Raw genomic sequence first — 23,542 nt, 5'->3', positions numbered from 1 at the left:
TGAGGCCCCCGCCAGGCGGTTTCCCGGTCGGAACGATCCCCTCGGCCCGGGCGGGAACGGCCCGGACGGACTCCCCCCGGCCCGGGCGGGAACGGCCCGGACGAGCTCCCCTCAACCTGGACGGGAACGGCCCGGACGAACTCCGCTCAGCCCGGGCGGGAGCGGCCCTGATGGCGGCCGGGGTACTCGCCGACCACGACCTGTTTGGGAGTGACCCTCAGCACGTCGGCCTCGCCGTCGCCGATCGCGATGCCGCGCACCTCGGCCCAGAACCGGCGGTCCAGCGGATCGGCGACGAACACCGCCACCCTCGGGTCACGCTCGGCCGCCTCCCAGGCGTCGGAGGCGGCGATGAGGCGAAGCTCGCCGCTCGGGCCGACCGAGCTGACCGCCCCGACGGCCAGCACGCGCGGCCCGCTGGGGTCGGCGTAGGCGAGCACCACCCCGCGGGCGTAGGCGAAGGCGTCGCGCACCTCCCCGCTGAGCCCCACCGGTGGCCCCACGTCGCCGGGCACGCGCCGGCCGTAGCTCTCACACATGATCAGAGATGCCCGCCACGGTCCCTGCGCGCCCCTCCACCACGCCTGTACCGACCTCGTGGCGAACACCGCCACCAGTACGGCCAGCGCCCCCGCCCCCGCCCACCCGGCGAGGCCGCCCACGTCCGGGGGCAGGCCGAGCACATGCGAGACCGCCACCCCGGCGAGCGCGAGCGACGCCACCGCCAGCAGGGCCAGCGCGGCCACGAGCCAGCGATCCACGAACAGCACCCGGCCGAGGCAGGAGGACAGTCCGCCCCGGGCGCGCACCCAGGCGAGCGCGAGCGGGACGGCCGGCGCGGCGAAGGCCCCTCGCGGCTCGCCCAGGATCAGGGCGAGCCCCGCGACCGCGGCCAGCGCCGACCACGCCCGGCCCACCACCAGCCAGAGGGTCACGTCGATGTTCCGCCGGGCCGTACGGTCCTGGTGGACCGCGGTGAACTCGGCCAGCGCCCTGACCGGCCGCCCGCGCCATGCCTCCACCAGCACGCGCAGGACCAGCACGGCCACGCCGTTGAAGAGGACCAGTCCCGCGAGACCCGCCCAGACACCGCTCACCATGTCCGGCGCGGAGCCGAGGGTGAGCGCGGGAACCTCCGCGGGAAGGGTGGCCACCGCCGCGACATAGGCGGCGACCCCGACCAAGGTGATCGAGACGGACATGCTGAGCCAGAGGTCGCGGGCGAGCATGCCGGGCACGTAGGGCCAGAGCCTGACCCGGTGCGCCTGCCTGAGGGTGATCGCCAGGACGACGACGGGCATCGCCCCACCGGCGATCCTCGCCTCGGTGACCAGACCGAACCCGAAGGCCGCCACGCCGACCACGACGAACGCCAGGGCGAGCAGGATGCGGGTCTGCCGGGACCACACCTCCAGGGCGCGCCTGGCCCGCCCGGTCTCGCGGGGGTCGATCGGCCAGGCGGGATCGTGGTGGCCCCGAGGGCGTTCCCAGCGCAGAAGCGTCAGGCCGAGGTTGATCCTGGCGGCGGGGTGGTCGTCCAGGCGGCGCAACGCGTTGCGGTAGGCGGTCTCCGCGCGCCGGTACTCGCCGCGCACCAGCGCGAGATCGCCGACGAGGACGTGCGTGTCGGGCTCCTCGGGCGCGTAGCGTACGGCCCTGGCCGCCTGGGCCCACGATTCACGCCAGCGTCCCGGCACCCGGCGCAGGGCCGCGCCCAGGCGCAGGCGCGCGGTCCAGGACCCGGGCGCCAGCCGTACGGCCTCCTCCGCGGCGGCCACGGCCTCGGCGTCGCGGCCGAGGCGTTCGAACGACAGGCTGGCGAGGCGGTAGCCCCAGTCGGTCCCGGGATCGAGGTCCACCGCCCGGCGGGCGGCGTCCAGTGCGGCCTCCGGCTGATCCTGGCCGAGCAGGTCGACGGCCTCGGCGCACCATTCCCGGGGGCCGCCCGGAGACGGCGAGAGCGGGATCCGCTCGATGTCCTGTTCGTCAGGACCTCTCACCACGGTGGTTCACGGGCCTCGCGCCGGCCGACCACGATCTGACTCCCCATGATCACCATGGTCCGTGCGAGATCGCCGTTTGCCTAGATAGCGGCTATATGCCTGTATCTCTCTAGAGAGGTCGCGAATGTGTCACGCGAGGCACCTGATCAGTGCGAATCGATCATCCGTTCGCCGCCGGCCGCGGCCCGTCGAGCCACGGCCGGATCCCCGCCAGGGCCGGGGGAAGCGCTCGGCGTCCCGGCCGGGTGGAGAGCGTCCGGCAGGCGATTCGGGAGCGCGCCGGTTCCCCGACCGGCACGACCACGCACGAGAGTTTGGAGAGTCCCCTTTCGGTCAGGTATTGGTCAAGACATGGGCAAGAATGGGGAATCCGCCCCGAAGGAGGAACCGTGCGACGAACCCTCCACGATCTTGCCTCCCTGGCCGCCAGACTGGGCGTGGGCGGGATCTTCTTCGCCAACGGCTGGCACAAGCTGCAAGCGGGTCTGATCGCCACGGGCGACCAGTTCGGCAGCCTGGGCGCCCCCGTCCCCGAGGTATGGGCCGCCACCACGATGCTGACCGAGCTCATCGGCGGCGCCCTGCTCGTGGCCGGGCTCGCCGTACCCGCCTGCGGGCTGCTGCTGTTCGCCGAGGCCGTCGCCGTGTTCGTGGTGGCCAGCGGTGACCAGGGACTGCCCCTGACCGGGGGCGACATCAACCTGATCGTGGCACTCGGAGCGGCCTCCATCCTTCTGGCGGTCGGCGGCGCGGGCCGCCTGTCGGTCGACCACATGGTGGTGATCAAACGGCGCGACGCCGAGGCCGCCGAGGATTTCGCCGCCGACGCCGAGGCCGACGACGTCCTCGCCTCGCTGCGCGAGCCGGAGACCTCCGCCGCGCCCGCCCCGCCCGTCGCCGACGGCTCCGACCACGGCGACCGCGCCTCCGAGCGGAAGACGGACAAGCCGGAGGCCTCCGCCCCGGACGGTCCGCACGACACCGCCGACACCGCCGACACCGCGGAGTTCCCCGCCGCCGCCCGCCCTCGCGCGCGCACCCGCCGGCCCCCCGCCGGCGCCGCGTCCCCCGCGACCGCGCCCGCGCCGGTCGTCACGCCCGCCCCGGAGAAGGCCGGCGACACCCTCGTGGCGGGTAAGAAGGACGAATCGCCCAGGAGCTGAACGGCGAAACCCCTGTGGCGGGGAGGAGGGACAAGTCCGCCGAAAGCTAAACGGACGACCTGGACAAGCACTCACCCGCGGAAACGACGCCATCCTTCTCCAGAGGTATCCATACCGGGCCTCCCCGGCCACACAATGATCAGATGCGTTTACCCGACTGGTTCGCGGAGCGGGTGGAATCCGCCCCGGCGGAGACCGAGCTCCGCGTCTCCACTCTCGAACTCTTCTTCGACCTGGTCTTCGTCTTCACCGTCACCCAGCTCACCAACCTTCTGGTGCAGGGATTGCAGGACGGCCGATCCTTCGAGGGGGCACTGCGCGTGCTCCTGGTGTTCGGCGTCATCTGGTGGATGTACGCGGGCTACGCCTGGCTGACCAACGCGGTTCCCCCGGTCCGGCCCGCCCGCCGGATACTGATCCTGCTGGGCATGGCCGGGTTCATGATCGTGGCGCTGTCGATCCCCGCGGTCTTCGACGGCGACGGCATGGCGTTCACCATCGGGTACCTGCTGCTGATCACCGTCCACGCCGGGCTGTACATCCAGGCCACCTCGGCCTTCGCCCGGGTGATCCCGTTCAACCTCGGCGGGGTGGCGCTGGTCGGCCTGGCGAGCTTCGCCGGCGAGCCGTACAACTACCTGCTCTGGGGCGCCGCGGTGGCGCTGCTCTGGGGCAGCCCGTACTTCATCGGGCAGAAGGGCTTCAACCTCAGGACCGGGCACATCGTCGAGCGCCACGGCCTGCTGGTGATCGTGGCGCTCGGCGAGTCGGTCGTGGCGATCGGCATCGGCGCCGCCGGATTGCACGTCGACTTCGCCCTCGGCCTGGCGGCGGTGCTCGGTCTCGCGCTGGCCGCCTGCCTGTGGTGGCTCTACTTCGGCGGGGACGACGAGGTGAGCGCCGAACACGCTCTGGCGGCGGCCGAGCCGGTGCGGCGCACCCGCCTGATCCTCGGGGCCTACTTCTACGCGCACATCCCGATCCTGCTGGGCGTCGTCGCCGTCGCCGCGGGCGTCAAGAAGGCGATCGGGCATCCGACCGATCCGCTGAAGCTCAGCGCCGCCGTCGTCCTGGCCGTGGGGGTCGCCCTGTTCATGGCAGGCAACGCCTGGTTCCGCCGGGTCCTCGGCATGACGGGCAACCAGGTGCGGAACGTGGGCGCCCTGATCTCGCTCCTGACGGTCGCGCTCGGGCTCTGGTCGGCCCTCGCGCAGCTCACCGCGCTGGTCGCCCTGATAGGCCTGGTGATCGCGCGGGAACAACGCACGGCCTCTCGCCTGAACCTTCATTGACATTCGCGTTCGAAGCCCCTGCGCACGACCACCCCCGGCCGTTCGGCATAACCTGCTGCGTATGATCACAGACCTCCCTATGCTCGAACAGGCTGGTTGATGGCGCCTCTCCTGGCCTCAACGTGGAGGCTGATCAGCAGCGCCCGAGTGGCCGTCGGCGCTCGATGTCGGGGCGTTGATCGCGAGTGGCTGGCAGCCGACCCCGTTCCGGCAGTTCATTCTGAAGATCCACAGTCGTTGCGATCTGGCGTGCTCCTACTGCTACATGTACGAGATGGCGGACCAGAGCTGGCGTTCCCGCCCCAGGCACATGTCGCCGGAGACCGTGACCGCCACGGCGGCAAGGATCGCGGAGCACGCGCACGCGCACGATCTGACTTCGGTCGAGCTCATCCTGCACGGCGGCGAGCCCCTTCTGGCCGGCCCGGAGTCGATCAGGCGGATCGTCACCGCGGTCCGGTCTGCCGTCGGTTCCGGCGTCCGGGTGGATGTCAGCCTTCAGACGAACGCCACCCTGCTGACCTCCGCATATCTGACGCTGTTCGACGAGCTCAGGGTCGGGGTCGGGGTCGGGGTCGGGGTCGGGGTCGGGGTGAGCCTGGACGGCGACGAGCGGATGCACGACCGGAGCCGCCGCGACGCCGCGGGCAAGGGCAGCCACAGCGCCGTCGTGGAAGCCCTGGACAGGCTGACCGCGCCGCGGTTCCGGCACCTGTTCCGAGGTCTGCTCTGCACCGTCGACCTGCGCAACGATCCCGTCGGCGCGTACGAGGCGCTGCTCGGCTTCGCCCCTCCGACGATCGATTTCCTGCTTCCGCACGGCAACTGGTCGGAGCCCCCGCCCGGACGCACGACCGACGAGACGGTCACCCCGTACGCCGACTGGCTGATCGCGGTGTTCGACCGCTGGTACGGCACGCCCGCCGAACCGGTGAAGGTCCGGCTGTTCGGCGAGATCATCCATCTGCTGCTCGGCGGGCGCTCGGCGAGTGAGCAGATCGGCCTGTCCCCGGCCGCCATGGTGGTCATCGAGACGGACGGGGAGATCGAGCAGTCCGACCTCCTGAAATCCGCCTTCGAGGGTGCCCCCGCGACCGGGCTGCACGTCGGGCGAGACTCCTTCGACGATCTCTTCCTGCTCCCGTCGACCGCCGTCCGCCAGATCGGCGAGCTCGCCCTGGCACCGGAGTGCGTGTCGTGCCCGGTCGGACGGATCTGCGGCGGCGGACTCTACGCTCATCGGTACAGGGCCGGAAGCGGCTTCGCCAACCCCTCCGTCTACTGCGCCGACCTGCTGTGTCTCATCGGGCACATCAGGGCCGCCGTTCAAAGGACGATGAACAAGCGAGGAAGATTTTTGCCGCCCGGCCTCGGCTACTTCAAAATACTTAAAACATATATCGATTGAGGAGTTCTCAAAAGATTACACTGAGCCCATGTTTTGATCCATCCCATCTGCTTGAACGGCATGAAGGAATGGGGCCGACAAAATCACGGACGTCCAAGGAGTCCGCATGCATGGGGAAACCACCGGAGAGTTCGGCACCGGTCTGGTCGACGTGACCGGGCTCAGTCTGAGTCAGATTGGCGAGCTCGGTGAGCCCTCCCACCTGGTGCTCGTACTGCAACGATTTGTCGAGGAAGCGGACTCCGACCCCACAGCGGAATTTCAGTTATCTCTATAATCCAACCTAGAGGAAATTTTCCCCTATCTGCGAAGTATCACCTAGTTCGCTTCTTCGAACGACTGCCGCTTTCGTAGGACTTTCGGTAGATATCTGAGCCGTCGTGTTCAGTTACCCGGTCAGCAAGCACCGGTCTCATAACGGAAAATCCTGTCTCATTCATGATCTGGCTCTCTGCCCTTACCCACCGGCAACGGATGCCTTCACGGTGTCGAGCGGCGGCGCACCGCGCGATATGTCGGGGATATAACCGAGCCGCGACCGTGCCCGGCGACCTGTCCGACGTGCGCTGGAAGTTCACCGAACCCGTGCTGAGAGCCTGGCGCGCCGAACGCCGAGGAAAAACCTGGACAGCGGCCGCCAACCTGAGCACGACCTGCGCACCATCCCGTACGCCGATCGCACCAGCATTCCCCGGCGCCGCCTTCCCCTCGACTACCCACCTCAGGCCACGGCCTATGAGCTACTTCGCCCACCGGCAGCGCGACGGCATCTTTGAGCGACTCAGCGCCTGATGCGACGATCGGTCCGCATCGCTCAGGTCGGGGTGAGTAAATAGCACCATTCTAAATCATCTTCTTGTGAGGAGATGACTACGATCTCTACTCTGGGGTTGTGGATTCAGGACTCATCTGGACGATAGTTGGATCACTCGCTGGCGTGCTTGCGGTCGTAGTCGCGGTGCTGCAATTCACCGCTCGGCCAAGTAACCGAACCAAGAGCAAAGACGACCGGCCGCCAGAACGGGAGGGTGCGTCGAATTTCGCGGCGATGAGCATACTACGCCCCCCTTTAGGATACCTTCCACTGTCCTTTACGGACAGAGATAATCTGATTCGGAAACTGCGGAAAGCCGTCAACCGCCCTGACGGGAACACGCACGTGCTGTGGGGGCTCGGTGGCGTGGGAAAAACCGCCATCTCTCTCAAATTCGCCCGAGAGTCTCTGGACCGCGGGAACCGCGTCTGGTGGATCTCCGCGTCTTCCGCATCCGAGGTCACCGTCTCAATGCTTGAGCTCGCCAAATCATTGGGCGCGCCGGAAGAGCAGGTTCGGCAGTCCTTAGCCGGCGGGCTGAACCCTGCCGACCTGCTCTGGAGTTATCTTGAACGTGAGAAGAAGTGGCTGCTGATCCTGGATAACGTCGACGACATCAGAACCTTGACCGTGGAGGGAAGGGAGGCTGGAAGCGGGAGTGGATGGCTGCGCCCGTCGCGGTCGGGTGCCATCCTGATAACCAGCCGCCTTGGTGATGCGACTCAATGGGGTTCGCTCTCCAAGCTCCACCATGTAGAACCGCTAGATCCACATAATTCCGCTCTGCTGCTGCAGCATATCGCGCCACAGGCCGGCTCGTACGACGAGGCGAAGGCCCTGGCCGACACCCTGGGATTTCTCCCACTGGCTCTCCACCATGCGGGTGCGTTCTTAGCTTCCCCGTGGTCTACCCATCGAAGGTTTTCCGGATATCTGAATGCCGTGCGTGAAGACCCCACCGCACTTGTAAACAATAGAGTGAGAGGCTTGGCGACGACCTGGGAATCCTCGCTGGACATCCTCGGCGATCAGGGAGTCAAGCAGGCGCGCCCGATACTGCGAATCCTTTCCTGCTTCGCAGGTGCAATCCCAATTCCGAAATGGTTTCTTCAGGGAAATATTCTGGCGAAGGTCTGTGGCGATAACGAGCAGGCCGTGCCAGAAGGGTTCGACGTGCTCGCGAAGGTGGGTCTCGTCGAGATCATCGACTCAGGGATGGCGGATGATATATCCCTCACGATCCATCCACTTGTCGCAGAGGCCAACCGCCTTTACCTCGGAGACGGTGAGGAGTCCGCGACGGTGGTTTCCGTCACGGTGGACCTGATTGTGCGGGCTACACAGGTCCTTGATCCGGAAAATCCGGAACACCTGTCCAGGTGGCTGGAGATCCTGCCGCATATCACGTCGTGCCTTGCCAACCTCGGTGCACATCTTACGGATGAGGATGCGGCACGTCTCGCGCGTGCGTCCTCATTCGTAGCATCGTCACTGGTTTATTCCGGCCACTATGATGCGGGACTGCAAGTTGTCAACGTCGCCATCAGGGGCATCGCGACCGGAAGATCAGACATCGTAGAGGCCGGCATGCTGTGGATCTATCATGAGCGTGCCGCCATACTTTCCTTCCACGGCGAGCTAAGGAAAGCCGAACAGGAGTATCGGTCAGTTGCCGCCGCCAGGGAACGGCTCTTTGAATTTAATCACCCAGAGACCTTAACCACGAGCTATGAGCTGGTGCGAGTCCTAGGAGAACAGGGGTCGCTGTCCGAAGCCCTCCAACTCGGGCAGCGAATATGGGAAAGTCGCCAGTCGATTCTCGGCGTTAATCATATAGACACACTGAAAACCGGAGCGTTGGTGGCAAAAATAATTTTAAAACAGGGGGAAGCGGAGCAATGTTTTCAGATATGTGAGGCGCTGCTCAATGCGGGAGACGCTGAGCATGATCACAACCGCAGTCTCCTGACCCTGTCCATCCGAAGCCTGCGAGCCCAGGCCCTGATGAATTTGGAAGACTTTGAGACGGCGCGAGCGGAGTTAACGTCCGTGCTTGAGGCGAGAAGCGCGATTCTACGCAAGGGGCATCCGGCGATATTGGAGAGCCGTTACCTACTGTCGCAAGCGCTCCGTTCGATGGGGCATCCGGACGACGCCCGAAGGGAGTTGCGAACAGTGCAGTCCGCAGTGCGGGCCAATCTCCCGCCTGGGCATCCGCTAGCGGCGAAAGTCCATGAAGGCCTTGTTTCTCTGGAAGGGGAATAGCCGGCCGCCATACGGCCCGTGAGCTGGGTCGATACACCACGTTCGAGGCGAGGCAAACGACTGCTCTATTTCGTCGTCGCCCATGAGAGCATGGAAACCCCTCCTCGCCGCTCACCCGTGAGACGGCGCCGGAGGCCGCGAACCTTCCGCTCGATCACACGGACAGGTTCTTCACGCCCGGTGCCGCCGGACTCCTGGCCAACGACCTGCGCACCGTCCGAGGAGGCGGTGCGCGCGTCGCGTTTCGAGGAGGCCTGGGTGCAGGCCGAGACCACCGAGATCTTCAGGGAGGTCGCGGCCTCCGAGGGAGAGGCCGGAACGGCCCGGTGCTCCACCGCGCCGCCCGCATCAACGCCCTGCTGGGCCGGCCGGGCAAGTCGGCGAGTTTCGCCTCCCAGGCACTCGACGCGACCGCCCCCGAACTCCCGCCGCACCTGCGGCAGCAGGCGGAGGGCCTCCTTCGGGAGTCGGCGTGACGCCCCGGACCGGCGTTCACAGCCGTACGGCGACGGGACGGGCGGCCCCGGACCGATGATCACCCCCGGGCGCGTCGTTCCCGTGGACTCCCGGCCCCGGGTAATCTCCGCCGACGGCGCTCAGCGGACGGTCGCCGCCGGGCGAAGATCACCCACGGCGTCGGCGTAGTAGGACGATCCGGACATGTGGAAGGCGAGCTGGCGGAAAGTCCAGCCCTGGCCCGGTGAACGGTCAAGCTGCTCGGGCGTGAGCGCGTTCAGCCGGTCCACCCAGAGCTGGGCGAGCCGGGTGATGCGGCTGCGGGCCTCGTCCAGGTCGTGCTCGGTGAAAGGGGCGAGGTCGGCGGGGGTGGTGATCATCGAAGCATGCCAGTGATCGGGAATGGCCTCGTGTCCGGCCAGCCGTGCCTCCAGCTCGGAAAGGTGGTCGAGGAGATGGTCGCTCACCCGCCGGACCGCCTTGTGCGGGGTGTAGATCCGATCCCCGGACTGCAGCGGGCGGCCGTCCCAGGCGGTCCAGGTGGCTGCCAGGCGGAGGAAGTGATCGACCATCGCGGTCACGACCTGTGCGGGGTCGCGGTCATCGGTGATCGGGGACTCATCGGTCATCATCGGCCTCTGTCTCAGAGCGTCTCAGAACATTTCAGAACACCGCGCGGCCATCCCGGTCAGGCCACCGGGCATCGGAATGCCGGAAGGAAGCCGGCGGCCGGCCCCCGGGGCGGTTCCCACACCGTAGGTTCCGGATCCTTCGGCGGCCGGCGAAGGACGAGCGTGTTAGACGCGCCGGAGGCCGAGCGGGCGCCGGGAACGGTCACAGCTCGAAGCGCGCGACGCGGCGGAGTTTGTTCATGGCGTCCAGAGCGGCGACCTTGTAGGACTCGGCCAGGGTGGGGTAGTTGAAGACGGCGTCGACCAGGTAGTCGATGGTGCCGCCACAGCCCATGACGGCCTGGCCGATGTGCAGCAGCTCGGTGGCGCCGGTCCCGAAGACGTGCACACCGAGCAGGGCCCGGCTCTCGGGGGAGACCAGGAGTTTCAGCATCCCGTAGGTGTCGCCGATGATCTGGCCGCGGGCGAGTTCGCGGTAGCGGGAGATGCCCACCTCGAAGGGGACGTGGGACTGGGTGAGCTCGTCCTCGGTGCGGCCGATGAAGCTGATCTCGGGGATGGTGTAGATGCCGATCGGCTGCAGGTGGTGAATGCCGCGCAGGGGTTCGCCGCAGGCGTGGTGGGCGGCGATGCGGCCCTGTTCCATGGAGGTGGCGGCCAGGGAGGGGAAGCCGATGACGTCGCCGACCGCGTAGATGTGCGGCACGGAGGTGCGGTAGTGCTCGTCCACATCGATGCGCCCGCGGTCGTCGGCGGCCAGGCCCGCGCGCTCCAGGGCGAGTTTGTCGGTCACGCCGTGGCGTCCGGCCGAGTACATCACCGTCTCGGCGGGAATCCTCTTGCCGCTCTCCAGCACCGTCAGCGCCCCGCGGGAGCGGCGCTCCACCGCGGCGACGGTCTCGCCGAAGCGGAAGGTCACCGCCAGGTCTCGCAGGTGATACTTCAGGGCCTCGACGATCTCCAGGTCACAGAAGTCGAGCATCCGCTCGCGGCGCTCCACCACGGTCACCTTGGTGCCCAGGGCGGCGAACATCGAGGCGTACTCGATGCCGATCACCCCGGCTCCGACGACCACCATCGAGTCGGGCACGTGCTGCAGCTGCAGGATGCCGTCGGAGTCGATGATCGTATTGTCGTCGAACTCCACGGTCTCGGGGCGGGCGGGCCGGGTGCCGGTGGCAATGATGATCTTTTCGGCGGTGACCTTCACCTCGTGGCCGTTCTCGTCGACGACGGCCATGGTGTGAGGGTCGACGAACTGCCCCAGCCCGTTCAGCACCGCCACGTGGTTGCGGGACAGCTGGCTGCGGATCACATCCACCTCGCGGCCGATCACGTGCTGGGTGCGGATTCCCAGGTCGGCTGCGGTGATCTCGTCCTTCACCCGGTAACTCTGCCCGTACATCCCCCGCTGGTTGAGGCCGGTCAGGTGGATGACCGCCTCGCGCAGCGTCTTGGAGGGGATGGTGCCGGTGTTGATGCAGACGCCACCGATCATGTTACGTCGCTCGACCAGCGCGACGCGCCGCTCGAGTTTCGCCGCGGCGATCGCGGCTTTCTGCCCACCCGGCCCGGAGCCCAAGACAAGGACATCAAAATCCCACATGAGAATCAGTCTGGATGCCAGAGGCGTCCACGACCAGACTCCCTGGGATCTCCGCGGAGACCGTCTCCTACATCCCTTGTTGCGCCGGAATCCCGCTGCGGTCCACGATCGCGTTCGCGCCCTCCGCGCGGGCGCAGTGCGCGCAGCAGAACCAGCGCCGGTCGGCCTCGACCCCGTGCCCGGCGATCCGGACCCCGCAGTGCTCGCACACGGGCGCCATCCGATGGATCGCACACTCGAAGCTGTCGAAAACGTGCACCGCTCCCTGGGCGTGCACCTCGAAGCTCATGTCATAGTCATTGCCACAGACTTCACACTGCGCCATGTTTCCCCCCGAAAACTCACGGCATCTTCCGTGTAGGTCTACCCAGGCATCCTCCGATCAGACAGGCATCCTTATCGCGATCAAAGGGGACAGACATTGCGATAGGGCACACCGTTCAGATAGGCGCTCCACTCCTCGCGCGACAGGGTACGGCCCGCCCGCGCGCAGACCGCACGCGCCGCCAGCTCCGGGTCGACCGGATGCTCGGTCAGGACGCCGTCGACGTCGATCATGATCAGCCGGGACCCGTCCTCGGCGAACGCCAGCGACCGGAGGTCGCCGGTCCCCACCGTGATCGGCTGGCCGAGGCGGCGCCCGGTCGCGATGTCCCACAGCGCGACCGCCCGCTCACCGGCCCCGGCGGCGATCACGTCGCCACGGGGCGAGTGGACCAGCCCGGCCCCCGCGCCCGCGCCGCCTCTGATCAGGACGCCCACCCGCCTCCTGGTCGCCGTCTCCCAGACCGAGATCCGTCCGGCCCGGTCGGCGGTGGCGAAGCGGGCACCGTCCCGGCTGAAGGCCAGCGAGATCATCGGGCTACCGGTCCCTCGCGAGCCGTACGCGTCGCCGAACGGCTTCCCCGTCACCGTGTCCAGCAGCCGTTGATCTCCCCCGACGGGCGCGAGAGCCTTGCCGTTCGGGCTGAACACCTGACCGGCGACGGATTCCTGAGGCCGTGACCAGCGCAGACGCCCGCTGGGTACGTCCCATACCCGGATCTTCCCCCTCCCCGGGAGCGGTCGCCGGGCATCCTGGTGATTCGCGTAGGAGGCCACGGCGGAACCGTCGGTGTTGATCGCCACGGCGAGAGCCCGCGCGTCGCGCCTGATGGCGACGGCGGCGATCCGCCTGAAGGTGACGGTGTCCCAGACCGTCAGCCGGGGACTCCGTCCGCCCGTCTGGATCGCCAGCCGCCTGCCGTCTCCGCTGAAGGCCATCTCAAGGTGGCCGTCGTCCCGTACGGGGCCGGCCTCCAGAGCGGCGACACGCGTGCGCCGCCGTACGTCCCGGAGCACGACCTCGCTCGTCTCCGTCTCCCTGGAGGCGAGCAGCCGCCCGCCGGGGGCCAGCTCCGCCCAGGTGGTCACGGGCCCTTTCAGCGTGACGGGCCTGGTCAGCGCGGTGATGTCGAAAGCCGTCACCGAGCCTTCCGTGAGATGGCGGAGCGTGCGCCCGTCCGGGTCGAAGGCCACGACGGGCGAGAACGCGTCGATCCTCCGGGTCAGCAGCAGCCGTCCGTCCCGGACCCGCCAGAGCTTGAGGCTCGTCTCGTCCGCGGCGCTCAGGAAGCGCCCGTCGGGGCTGAAGGCCAGATCGCCGCCGTCGCCTTCCTCGAACAGGGGGTCCAGCCTCGCTCCGGTGAACGCGTCTCGCAGCTCGATGTCCTTGTTCCGGGCGACCGCGACGGTCCTGCCGTCCGGGCTGTAGGCCACATCCGGCGCGCAGCCGTCGCACCCGCCGCCCAGCGGGAGGCCCGCCGTCCGGTCCAGCGTCCAGACCGTCGGCAGGCCGTCGACGCCGCCGGCCACCAGCCTGTTCCCGTCGGGAGAGACGTCGACGCTCCCGAAACCGGGCGGGGACGTCGTCCTCCCCGTGGTGAGATCCACGACCGTGAGCCCCCGGTCCCGGACGACCACGAGCCGGTTCTCGGCCTGCCCGAAGAACACCCCGGTGTCCCCGCCGTCGAAACGCCCCCGGACGGTGAGGGCCACGCCGGTCGGACCGCCGGTCACCACGTCCCAGACCGTCAGCTCCAGACCGTTGATCACCGCGAGCAGCCTGCCGCTCGGGCTCAGCGCGAGCGCCCGCAGGTCCTCCCCGATCCCCCCGAACCCGCCGGTGCGCCTGCCGGTCCGCACGTCCCAGATCCGCGCCTCGCCCTCCCCCGCGCTGACGAGCGTCCGCCCGTCGCCGCTCAGCGCCCTGAGCGTCCGGATCGAGGTGGCCGGATCATGGAACGTGGCCGTCTCCCACTGGGCCAGCGAGCCGGACAGGCTCGCCCTGGCCTCGATCACCGGGGCCAGCCGCCAGGCGGCCACGCTGAGCAGCATGGCCCTGACCGGATCGGCGACCCGTAGCGTGTCGGCCGTGGTGGCGAGCCGGCGGGCCTCCGCGCTGTCGCGCTGGGACGCGAGGACGGCGCTGCGGGCGTCGGCCGCCATGCCCTGCCGTACGGCGAGCGTCCCGGCGGCCAGCGCGATCACCAGTAGCACGGCCAGGGTGACGGACAGCAGCCGGCTCCGGCGGGCACGGCGCCCGGCGAGGGCGGCGCCCGCCTTCAGGAAGTCGCGCTCGACCAGGCTGAGCGTGATGGCGCGGCGGCCGGTGGCCGCCCAGTGCGTCGCGCTCTCCAGGCCGCCGCCCCGCAACAGGTCTCCGTCCGCGCGGCCCTGGGTCTGCCAGCGCCGCGCGGCGGTGAGGATCCCCCGGTGCACGACCAGGCCGTCCCGGTTGGCCCGGACCCACATGCGCAGTCTCGGCCAGGCCTGCGGCAGTGCGGGCCGCGACAGCCAGATCTCCTGGTCGTCGTGGCTGAGGAAGGGGGCGAACGCCCGCAGCAGCCGCCGGACGGCGGCGGCCTCGCTCTCGGCTCGCCCGTCGAGGAACTCGGCCCGCCACGCCCGCCGTACGATCAACCGGCCGTCGTCCGTCACGGTGACGAGCCGGAGGAACACCTCGGGGGCGAGTTCCCGCTCGGCCGGGCCGAGCCCGGCGTAGACCTCCTCGGCGAGGGTGCCGAGCGCGGGGTCGGCGACGGGGGCCCGGAGCGGGGCCCCGGCCTCGCGGCCCGCCGCGAGCAGCTCCGGGGTGCCGAGGCCGCCGTCCCCGCCGACCAGGGCGAGCAGCAGATCCCTGGCCGACGGCCTGGCCTCGGGGTCCCTGGCGAGCGAGGCGGCGACGAACGGCCGGAGGTGCTCGGGCAGCATGTCCAGCTGGGGTCGCACGGAGAGCACCCGGTCCGTGACGCCGCCCACGCTCTCCACCCGGAACGGGTCCGCCCCGGTGGCGGCGAAGACCATGATCCCGCCCCAGGCGAACACGTCGGCGGACGTGCCCGCGCCCCGGCCCGTGAAGATCTCGGGAGCCAGGTAGGTCGGGATGCCCGCCGCCATGCCGGTCGCGGTCGGCGACAGGTCCGCCGTACGGGCGACACCGAAGTCGATCACCCGGGGACCGTCGGGACCGAGGAGCACGTCGTCCGGTTTGAGATCACGGTGGGCGATCCCGGCCTCGTGGACGGCGGTCAGCGCGGTGGCGACCGCGGTCGCGAGACGGTGCAGGTCGCCCCCGGTGAAGCGGCGCCCCTCCGCGACGGCCCCGCGCAGGGTCGGCCCCTCCACGTATTCGGAGACGATGTACGGCCTGGGCCCGTCGAGGTCCGCGTCGAGCACGCCCGCCGCGCAGAAGGGGGCGACGCGACGGGCCGCGGCGGCCTCGCGTCCGAACCGGCCGCGCAGTTCGGGGTCGGTGCCCGCGTCATCGGGCAGCACCCTGACCGCGACGCGCCTGCCCTCGGCGTCGTACGCCTCGTAGACCACGCCCCGGCCGCCCGCGCCCAGCCGCCCGGCCAGCCAGTAGCCGCCCAGCCGCTGAGGGTCTCCGTCCATCAGCCCGGACTTCACCTCACGCTCCGTTCGGCGACATGTCGGACGCTCCGGGAAACGAGGTGGTTCGCCGGATGTCACACACGTGGGACATGTCTCGTCCTCCCTACGTGAACGGTGATGAAGGTCTGGCCGGACTCGGCCCCGTCCGGCTGCGGCAGACGGGGGTGGTCCACCTGCCGTTCGGCGGCCTCGACGAGGCCGGGGACGTGGTACAGGATGCCTGGTTCCGGCCGGGCGGGGCGGACCGTTCGGAGATCGGGGTGTCGCCGGCCGGCCGGTGGCCCCCGATATCCCGGCTCACGCCGGGCAGGGATGAATGTGGCGGAACTCGCCCCTGGGGCCTACCAGGCCATGCCGGCCCTGGTTCTTCACCGACGCCGAGCGGGCCGCCCTCGCCCTGGCCGAGGAGGTCACCCGGCTCGGCGACCGCGGGAGACGGTGCCGGACGAGGTGCGGGACGAGGCCGAGGCCCACTACGAGCCGGAGGCGCCGGCCGCGCTGGTGATGACGATCTCGACGATCAACGCGTGGAACCGGATCGCCGTCACCACACGTATGGATCCTGAATCTTTCCGTAACCAAAACGGTTGATCCCAGCGGCGGTGGCGGACTAGGTTGGCTCGCATGGGCATCCGTGCGAGCCCGTCCGACCGGACCGGCCCCGCAGGCGGCCGTCGACCGGACACCACGCGACGTGGAGCACGGTGAGTCCAAGGAAAAGGGGGCAGACCATGCGACGCACCAGAATCACCCGGCGGGGCCGGCGCCGTCCCATCCGCACTTCCAGCCTGGACCTACGCTCTCCGTCAGGTCGTCGGCTTCCGTACTGACCTTTGTCTTTACGACAGTCTTATGCCACGATCTGTAAACATCTCTTATAACAGAACCATCACGCCGGGGGGCTCAATGAAGAGACTTGTGGTCGTGCCACCATATGTCGCACGGCTCAAGATCCGGGACATCCGTTCCGCGACACGCCGCAGAACGTCCGGTGACACGAAGGTCGTCGACCTTCGTGCCTACACCGGACGAAACGTCCTGCGCTTCCCACGCACGAGCGGTCCCACCCCCGCCGCTTGACCCCAGCCCGCGAAAGACCCGTCCCGGACGGGTCTTTCTCTGTTTCCAGGGCCTTTTCGCGGGTCCGTCGCGGACCTTCCGCCGGCTTCCCGGACTCTTTTTCGCAGCCCTGCCGCCATCTTGCGGGTCTTTCGCGAGCCCCCCGTCAAAGCCGTCGTCCCGGCTGCCGGCTTCCGAAGCTTTTTTGCGGGCCTTCCGCAAATATGTCGTCAAAATTAACGTTCAGCGAATTCGACGTCTCACCCCGATTCACCGGTCCGGCTCCCGGCGAGCCCGTCTTGAGGATCCGTTCCCGGGAGCCCGTCGCCGACGTCTGGTTGAATGTCCATCCGTGAGCGAATTATCGGCAACGGAGCGCACCAGGCACCGCCGCCTCCGAGAGAAGGGCCGGACCGATCGCGCGGCCCTGTACGAGGTACTGCGTGCCGGGTTCGTCTGCCACCTCGGGGTGATCTCCGAAGGTGTGCCGATGGTGGTTCCCACGGTCTACGGCTTCGACGCCGGCCACCTCTACGTCCACGGGTCGTCCGCCAGCCGGAGCCTGACCGGGCGAGAGTCATCAGGGGCACGGGCCGGATCCGGGAGCCCTGACGGGGATGCCGACGCGAGGCCGGGTCCGTCGGCCGGGCCGAGCGTGGTCTGTGTGACGGTCACCCATGTGGACGGCCTCGTCCTCGCCAGATCGGTGTTCGAGCACGGTGTCAACTACCGGTCCGCCATGGTCTACGGGGTGCCCCGGAGGCTGGAGGGCGAGGAGAAGCTGGCCGCGCTGCGGATCCTGACCGAGCACTCCGCCCCGGGGCAGTGGGACTACGCCAGGCGGCCCAGCCGTAAGGAACTGGCGGCGACGACCATCCTTGCGATCTCCCTGGCGGAGGCGTCGGTCAAGGTGAGCTCGGGCCCGCCCGACGACGGAGAGGGGCCCGACGCCGCGCTGGGGCTCTGGGCGGGCGTACTGCCGCTCGCCACCACCTGGCTGGCCCCGATCCCCGATCCCCTGCTCCCCGAAGGAGCCACGCCCCCCGATCACATCGGCGGGCGCACGGGCACGCGGCTGTCCTGACCTGCGGCTCGGCGCCCGGCCCAGTGTGTACCGCACCGGACCACCAGGGTGAGGGCCGTGAGGACCGCGGCGAGGAGCAGCGCGCGGGAGGTGCCGTCGGCCGTGCCGTGGGCGACGACTCCCATGACCGCCACTCCGAGGACCGCGCCCACCTGCCGCACCGCGTTGAGCAGGCCGCCCGCCGTGCCCGCCGTACCGGCGGGAGCCGTCGACACGACGTCCGCGACCAGGGCGGGCAGGCAGCACGACAGGCCGAGGCCCACCATGATCATTCCGATTGCCGAGGGGGCCGCCGTCAGGCCCGCGGACAGCAGGGCGAGGCCGGCCAGGATCGAGGGACCCGGGCCGTAGCGGGCGACGAGACGGCCGGTGAGCAGCGCGTTGAAGGTCATCGGGACGGTCAGGGGCAGGAATGCCAGCCCCGCCTCCAGCGGCGTGAACCCCCGCTCTCCCTGAAGAAGCAGTGTGATCACGAAGAGCGCTCCCGAGAAGGCGAAGTTCACCACCCCGCCGGTGAGCAGGCCCGGCCAGGAGGCACGGAGCGATCCGCCCGGCAGCACGGGCTCGGGAGCACGCCGCTGCAGCCAGACCAGTACGGCGAGCGCCACGAGGGCGAGCGAGGCGGCAGGGACGGAGAAGCCGGTGATCGCCGCAGCCAGTAGACCGAGGAAGGCGCAGGCCACGACCTGCACGCCCCAGTCGATCCTGCCCGCCCCCATGGCCGAGACCAGACCTCGGACGGCGATGAGGCTCAGCACGGCGAGCGGCGGATTGACGAGGAAGATCGCGCGCCAGCCGTACGACTCCACGAGCAGCCCGCCGAGCAGCGGACCGGCCGCGAGCGCGGTGCCGGTAAGCGCCGCCCACACCCCCATGGCCCGCGCTCTGCCGGCGGGATCCGTATGGAGCTGGGCGATCAGCCCGAGGGAGCTTCCCAGGCAGAGCGCCCCCGCCAGGCCCAGCAGCGCGCGCAGGGCGATGAGGATTCCCATGCCGGGCGCCAGAGCGCACATCAGGGAGATCACCCCGAACCCGGTGACACCCAGCCGGAACACCCGGGCCGCGCCATACCTGTCGGACACCGCCCCGCCGGTCAGGAGCGACGCGGCGAACGCGACCGTGTAGCCGTTGACGGCCCACTGCTGGTCGGCGAACGTTCCGCCGAGGGAGGCGCGCAGGTCGGGCAGGGCGACGGTGAGCACCGTGGTGTCGAGGAGGACGAGAAAGTAGGCGAGGGAGATTCCGGCGAGCCGCCGGAAGGATGGTGTCGCGAGCATGCCGGCAACTCTGCGGAATCGGACATTTCATCTCAACAGACGCAGCCTCAGGGGGCGTTCGGGAAAACCGTATGCTGACGACATGGATCTGAGGCAATTGCGGGGTTTTGTCGCGGTCGCCGGGGCGGGCACGATCACCGAAGCCGCGAACCAGCTGGGCCTGGCACCGGCCTCGACGTCGGAACAGATCCGCCGGCTGGAGAGCTCCCTCGGGGTGACGCTCTTCGAGCGCACTCCCCGGGGCATGCGGCTCACCGGGCCGGGACGGACCCTGCTCGCCGAGGCCCGCGGTCTGCTCGACCACGCGGAGGCGGTGCGGCTGGCGGTCACCGGGCAGCGCCGCGAGGTCCGGGTGGGCGCGCTGGAGATGCTCGCCGCGACCCGGCTGCCCGGCATCATCCGGCGCCTGGCCGAGTCCCGTCCCGACATCGACCTCGACGTCACCGCGCTCTCCAGGCAACTGCTGCTCGCCGAGATCGCACGGGGCTCCCTCGACGCCGGGCTGTTGCTCGACTCCGGGGTCCAGATCGGCGGCCTCGGTTTCGTCCCACCGCCCGAACTGGACTTCCTCGATGTGGGAGAGGTCCGGCTGGTGCTGGTCGCGGCCCCCACCGGGCACGCCGACACCCTGCTGGTGACCGAGCCCGCCTGCTCGATCCGGATGGCCTCCGACCGGATGTTCGGCCTCGACGTCAGGCGGCGGGAGTTGCCCGGCGTCGTCACCGTCAGGGAGTGGGCCAAGCAGGGGCTGGGCATGGCCCTGCTCCCCGACTTCGCGATCGCCGAGGACCTGGCGGCCGGCACTCTGATCCCGCTGGAGCCGGAGGCGCCGGCCCTGGCCCTGCGCATGGTCTGGCTCAACGGCCGCGAGGAGGGCCTGCGCGACCTGCTCTACGCCATGAGCTCCTGAACGGACGGTCCCGTTTCCGGATCGGGCGGGTCTCCGGATTCCAGGAGTTTCCCTCATCCAGAACGGAACCTTACGTTCCGAAGATAGATTGAAGGGATGAAGGCAACGCCCCCGGCGCCCATGAACGGCCGGAAGGCCCAGGCGGCTCGTAACGACCAGGTGATCCTGGAGGCCGCGCGCGCGGTCTTCGTCGCCGACCCCGGCGCACCGGTCTCGGCCGTCGCCGAACGTGCCGGAGTCGGCATCAGCGCCCTCTACCGCCGTTACGCCGGCAAGGAGGACCTGCTCCGCAAACTCTGCGCGGACGGCCTGAAGCGCTACATCGCCGAGGCCGAGGCGGCTCTGGCCGACGAGGGCGACCCGTGGACCGCCTTCACCGCGTTCATGCGCCGCGTCGTGGACGCCGACGTCCACTCCCTGACGATCAACCTGGCCGGGACCTTCACGCCCACCGAGGACCTCTACCGCGACTCCGCCCATGCGTCCGAACTCGCCACACGGGTCTTCGATCGCGCGAGGAACGCCGGCGTGCTCCGTCCCGGCCTGAACGTCGCCGACATGGCGATGATCTTTGATCAACTCTCCGCCGTCCACCTCGGCGACGAGACCAGAACCTCCCAGATCAGGCGCCGATACCTGGCCCTGATCCTCGACGCCATGCACCTGACCTCGGCGGAGCCCCTGCCCGGCCCGGCGCCCGACGCCGAGGAGATCACCCGGCGCTGGACCGCCGGGTAAGCCCCGGAGACCCCCGGCGCGGTCGCGCCTTTCCCCTGAGGCCGGGTCCGTGACCACCGCGTACGAGGCCGTCGGCGGTCCGCCGGGTGGCGCTGCGGCCGGCGGGGCGATCAGGTCTGATGCGGTGTCGTGTCAGCGGCCGCGTCAGCACGGCGACGGCCCGGTATCAGAGCGGTCGGCGACGGTGGACTCCATGGACCGTTCAGCGATTGCGGCACCCGCGGCCGCCGGTGCTCCCGCCGCGTCCGCGACGGCGACGCCGAGGATCGGGATCTCCGGCGGGCTGACGCGACTCGTCCTCCCCTGAGGGGAGTGGCGGCGGGCTCGCCCACGAGCGGTGATCAGATCACGCGTGTGCGGTCCCGGGTCACATCTCAGCTATTCGGTGTTGCTATGTACTGGTAGTCAGTGTTACTTTCTACTGGTACCTAGCAGAACCGAGTAGCTGAAAGGGGGGTGTCCCATGGGCAAGCAGACGACGGAGATGCTCAAGGGAACGCTGGAGGGCATCGTCCTGGCGATCCTGTCCGGCCGGTTCGCCCACGGCTACGAGATCACGGCGTGGCTGCGGGATCGGGGCTTCTCCGACATCGCCGAGGGCACCGTCTACGCGCTGCTCGTCAGGATCGAGCGGCACGGTCTCGTCGACGTGGAGAAGGTCCCGTCCGAGAAAGGGCCGCCACGCAAGGTGTACTCCCTGAACGCTCAGGGACGTGAGTATCTCGAAGAGTTCTGGAGGAACTGGAGCTTCCTCGCAGAACGGCTCGAACAGCTCCGCGAAAGAGACAAGTAGACATGGACACAGAGTCGAACGAGCCGAAGAGCCGCTACCGGCAGTACCTGGAAGTGGTCACCGGGCCACTGGAGGACAAGAGGCGCTGGCGGCAGTACAAGGCGCGCGTCAAAAAGCTTCCCGAGAGCTATCGCACGGCGGTCGAAGCGCTGGAGCGGTACCTGATGCACTTCGGGCCAGGGGACGGCGGCGAGGCGGCCTCGATGTACGAGGACCTCGCCGATCTGTTCGAGCAGAGCGCGGCGAGCGGAACCTCGATCCGCGAAGTCGTCGGGGAAGACCCCGTGGAGTTCGCCGAGGCGTTCCTTCAGAACTACCCGGTGGGGCGGTGGATCAGCCGGGAGCGGGAACGGCTGGCCGACGCCATCGAGCGCGCCGCCGGCGAAGACACCGGAAAAGAAGAGAGGACCGTCTGATGACGGCACAGCAAGCCCAGGCGATTCAGGTACGAGGTCTGCAGAAGTCGTACGGGAAGCTGGAGGTACTGCGCGGCGTGGACTTCGAGGTGGCGCGGGGCAGCATCTTCGCCCTGCTCGGCTCGAACGGGGCGGGCAAGACCACGGTCGTGAGAATCCTGTCCACGCTGCTCAAGGCCGACGCGGGGACCGCCGGCGTCAACGGCTTCGATGTCGCGACGCGGGCCGCCGACGTACGCGAGTCCATCAGCCTCACCGGACAGTTCGCCGCCGTCGACGAGATCCTCACCGGGCGGGAGAACCTCGTGCTGGTCGCCCGGCTGCGGCACCTCAAGAATCCAGGCAAGGTCGCCGATGACCTGCTCGATCGGTTCTCGCTGACCGACGCCGGCGCGCGGAGGGCCTCGACGTATTCGGGGGGCATGCGCCGCCGCCTCGACATCGCCATGAGTCTCATCGGCGACCCGTCGATCATCTTCCTCGACGAGCCGACGACCGGGCTCGACCCCCAGGCGCGCATCGAGGTGTGGCAGACCGTCAAGGAACTCGCCGAGCAAGGTACGACGGTGCTGCTCACCACGCAGTATCTGGACGAGGCCGAACACCTCGCCGACCGGATCGCGATCCTGCACCAGGGCCGCATCATCGTCAACGGCACCCTGGACGAGCTCAAGCAACTGCTCCCGCCCGCCAAGGTCGAATACGTCGAAAAGCAGCCGACCCTCGAAGACGTCTTCCTCACCCTCGTCGGCGCCGACGGCAAGGACGCGACGCCGGCAATGACCGCAGCATCGGCACAGACGAGTAAGGAACGACGATGAGCAAGCATTTCTTCGGCGACACCACCGTCCTGCTGGGACGATCCCTGCGCCACATCAGCCGCAGCCCGGACACCATCATCACGACCGCGATCATGCCGATCGCCATGATGCTGATGTTCGTCTACGTGTTCGGCGGCGCGATCAAAACCGGGTCGGATTCGTATGTGAACTACATGCTGCCCGGCATCCTGCTCATCACGGTCGCCTCGGGCATCGCCTACACGGCCTTCCGGCTCTTCACCGATATGACGAGCGGCATCTTCGAGCGCTTCCAGTCCATGCCGACCGCGCGCTCGTCCGTGCTGTGGGCGCACGTGCTGACCTCACTGATCGCCAATCTGATCTCGCTCGTGGTCGTCGTGCTCGTCGCCCTGCTCATGGGTTTTCGCTCGTCGGCGCCGGTGCAGGCGTGGCTCGCGGTCGCCGGCATCCTGATCCTGTTCACCCTGGCGCTGACGTGGATCGCCGTCATCCCCGGTCTTACGGCGAAGTCCGTGGAAGGCGCGAGCGCGTTCTCCTACCCGCTCATCTTCCTGCCGTTCCTCAGCTCGGCCTTCGTGCCCACCGACACCATGCCCGGCCCGGTGCGCGCCTTCGCCGAGTACCAGCCGGTGACCTCCATCGTCAACGCCATCCGCGACCTGTTCACCCAGCAGCCGGTCGGCACCGACGTCTGGATCGCCCTGGCCTGGTGCGTCGGCATCCTCATCGTCGCCTACGCCTTCGCCATGAACACCTACCGCCGCAAGATCTCCTAGGGCTGTCGACCGGGTCCGTCCTGATCCGGATCAGCGCTGATCACCTGCCTGAACGCACGTCCTGCGACCGGCCGGAATCCTGGACGCGACACGGCTCTCAAACCGCGGAAAACA

At 68.9% G+C, this 23,542-nt stretch carries 20 protein-coding genes; 14 read left to right on the top strand and 6 right to left on the bottom strand.

Features of this window, described 5'->3' with window-relative positions; translation table 11 throughout:
• Positions 1–146 precede the first annotated feature (146 nt).
• The gene (locus tag J2853_RS00495; RefSeq protein WP_307553749.1) at positions 147–2,003 is read right to left on the bottom strand and encodes a hypothetical protein; all 1,857 of its coding nucleotides are present in this window, start codon (positions 2,001–2,003) and stop codon (positions 147–149) included.
• A 389-nt stretch (positions 2,004–2,392) separates the two neighbouring features.
• Here J2853_RS00495 and J2853_RS00490 point away from each other — a divergent pair, with 389 nt between their 5' ends.
• From J2853_RS00490 to J2853_RS00465, 6 genes are all read left to right on the top strand, one after another.
• The gene (locus J2853_RS00490) at positions 2,393–3,166 is read left to right on the top strand and encodes a DoxX family protein (RefSeq protein WP_307553747.1); all 774 of its coding nucleotides are present in this window, start codon (positions 2,393–2,395) and stop codon (positions 3,164–3,166) included.
• Between the two features lie 143 nt (positions 3,167–3,309).
• Positions 3,310–4,458, top strand: coding sequence for a low temperature requirement protein A (locus J2853_RS00485; RefSeq protein ID WP_307553745.1), 1,149 nt, complete (start codon positions 3,310–3,312; stop codon positions 4,456–4,458).
• Positions 4,459–4,633: 175 nt separating this feature from the next.
• Entirely contained in the window at positions 4,634–5,866 is a 1,233-nt protein-coding gene (locus J2853_RS00480; protein WP_307553743.1) for an FxsB family cyclophane-forming radical SAM/SPASM peptide maturase, read from the top strand.
• 106 nt (positions 5,867–5,972) lie between these two features.
• Complete coding sequence (locus tag J2853_RS00475) at positions 5,973–6,143, top strand: hypothetical protein (RefSeq protein WP_307553741.1); 171 nt, start codon at positions 5,973–5,975, stop codon at positions 6,141–6,143.
• A gap of 771 nt (positions 6,144–6,914) precedes the next feature.
• A complete protein-coding gene (locus J2853_RS00470; RefSeq protein ID WP_307568541.1) occupies positions 6,915–8,945 on the top strand; it encodes a tetratricopeptide repeat protein in 2,031 nt (676 codons plus the stop codon).
• A 326-nt stretch (positions 8,946–9,271) separates the two neighbouring features.
• The gene (locus J2853_RS00465; protein ID WP_307553739.1) at positions 9,272–9,421 is read left to right on the top strand and encodes a hypothetical protein; all 150 of its coding nucleotides are present in this window, start codon (positions 9,272–9,274) and stop codon (positions 9,419–9,421) included.
• A 120-nt stretch (positions 9,422–9,541) separates the two neighbouring features.
• Here J2853_RS00465 and J2853_RS00460 read toward each other — a convergent pair whose 3' ends face one another.
• The 4 genes from J2853_RS00460 to J2853_RS00445 all read right to left on the bottom strand — a co-directional run bounded on the left by J2853_RS00460 (position 9,542) and on the right by J2853_RS00445 (position 15,587).
• Positions 9,542–10,033 carry a hypothetical protein gene (locus J2853_RS00460; RefSeq protein ID WP_307553737.1) on the bottom strand — a complete coding sequence of 164 codons (492 nt, stop codon included), beginning with the start codon at positions 10,031–10,033 and terminating at the stop codon, positions 9,542–9,544.
• A 202-nt stretch (positions 10,034–10,235) separates the two neighbouring features.
• Positions 10,236–11,639 (bottom strand): Si-specific NAD(P)(+) transhydrogenase, encoded by a 1,404-nt coding sequence (gene sthA, locus J2853_RS00455; protein ID WP_307553736.1) that lies wholly within the window; start codon positions 11,637–11,639, stop codon positions 10,236–10,238.
• A 67-nt stretch (positions 11,640–11,706) separates the two neighbouring features.
• The gene (locus J2853_RS00450; protein ID WP_307553734.1) at positions 11,707–11,964 is read right to left on the bottom strand and encodes a metallothionein; all 258 of its coding nucleotides are present in this window, start codon (positions 11,962–11,964) and stop codon (positions 11,707–11,709) included.
• A gap of 80 nt (positions 11,965–12,044) precedes the next feature.
• Positions 12,045–15,587 carry a serine/threonine-protein kinase gene (locus J2853_RS00445; RefSeq protein ID WP_307553732.1) on the bottom strand — a complete coding sequence of 1,181 codons (3,543 nt, stop codon included), beginning with the start codon at positions 15,585–15,587 and terminating at the stop codon, positions 12,045–12,047.
• 423 nt (positions 15,588–16,010) lie between these two features.
• On the opposite strand from J2853_RS00445, the gene J2853_RS00440 reads away from it, so the two are divergent.
• Both J2853_RS00440 and J2853_RS00435 read left to right on the top strand, forming a co-directional pair.
• Complete coding sequence (locus tag J2853_RS00440) at positions 16,011–16,163, top strand: carboxymuconolactone decarboxylase family protein (protein ID WP_307553729.1); 153 nt, start codon at positions 16,011–16,013, stop codon at positions 16,161–16,163.
• A gap of 820 nt (positions 16,164–16,983) precedes the next feature.
• Positions 16,984–17,715 (top strand): pyridoxamine 5'-phosphate oxidase family protein, encoded by a 732-nt coding sequence (locus J2853_RS00435; RefSeq protein WP_307553727.1) that lies wholly within the window; start codon positions 16,984–16,986, stop codon positions 17,713–17,715.
• On the opposite strand, the gene J2853_RS00430 is transcribed toward J2853_RS00435, so the two are convergent.
• Positions 17,679–18,992 (bottom strand): MFS transporter, encoded by a 1,314-nt coding sequence (locus tag J2853_RS00430; protein ID WP_307553725.1) that lies wholly within the window; start codon positions 18,990–18,992, stop codon positions 17,679–17,681. The genes J2853_RS00435 and J2853_RS00430 overlap by 37 nt on opposite strands.
• Before the next feature lie 82 nt (positions 18,993–19,074).
• On the opposite strand from J2853_RS00430, the gene J2853_RS00425 reads away from it, so the two are divergent.
• The 6 genes from J2853_RS00425 to J2853_RS00400 all read left to right on the top strand — a co-directional run bounded on the left by J2853_RS00425 (position 19,075) and on the right by J2853_RS00400 (position 23,428).
• Positions 19,075–19,902 carry a LysR family transcriptional regulator gene (locus J2853_RS00425; RefSeq protein WP_307553723.1) on the top strand — a complete coding sequence of 276 codons (828 nt, stop codon included), beginning with the start codon at positions 19,075–19,077 and terminating at the stop codon, positions 19,900–19,902.
• Positions 19,903–19,998: 96 nt separating this feature from the next.
• The gene (locus tag J2853_RS00420; RefSeq protein WP_307553721.1) at positions 19,999–20,640 is read left to right on the top strand and encodes a TetR/AcrR family transcriptional regulator; all 642 of its coding nucleotides are present in this window, start codon (positions 19,999–20,001) and stop codon (positions 20,638–20,640) included.
• A gap of 463 nt (positions 20,641–21,103) precedes the next feature.
• A complete protein-coding gene (locus J2853_RS00415) occupies positions 21,104–21,433 on the top strand; it encodes a PadR family transcriptional regulator (RefSeq protein ID WP_307553719.1) in 330 nt (109 codons plus the stop codon).
• A 2-nt stretch (positions 21,434–21,435) separates the two neighbouring features.
• A complete protein-coding gene (locus tag J2853_RS00410; protein ID WP_307553717.1) occupies positions 21,436–21,849 on the top strand; it encodes a DUF1048 domain-containing protein in 414 nt (137 codons plus the stop codon).
• Positions 21,849–22,670, top strand: a complete 822-nt coding sequence (locus J2853_RS00405) for an ABC transporter ATP-binding protein (RefSeq protein ID WP_307553714.1) — start codon at positions 21,849–21,851, stop codon at positions 22,668–22,670. The genes J2853_RS00410 and J2853_RS00405 overlap by 1 nt, the downstream gene beginning before the upstream one ends.
• The gene (locus J2853_RS00400; protein WP_307553712.1) at positions 22,667–23,428 is read left to right on the top strand and encodes an ABC transporter permease; all 762 of its coding nucleotides are present in this window, start codon (positions 22,667–22,669) and stop codon (positions 23,426–23,428) included. Before J2853_RS00405 ends, J2853_RS00400 begins: the two co-directional genes overlap by 4 nt.
• The last annotated feature ends 114 nt before the right edge of the window (positions 23,429–23,542 follow it).

This window comes from Streptosporangium lutulentum (assembly GCF_030811455.1).
In the GTDB taxonomy this organism is placed as follows: Bacteria; Actinomycetota; Actinomycetes; order Streptosporangiales; family Streptosporangiaceae; genus Streptosporangium; species Streptosporangium lutulentum.
Note: the sequence above shows the minus strand (reverse complement) of the source record. Positions and strands in the feature narration are given on the sequence as shown.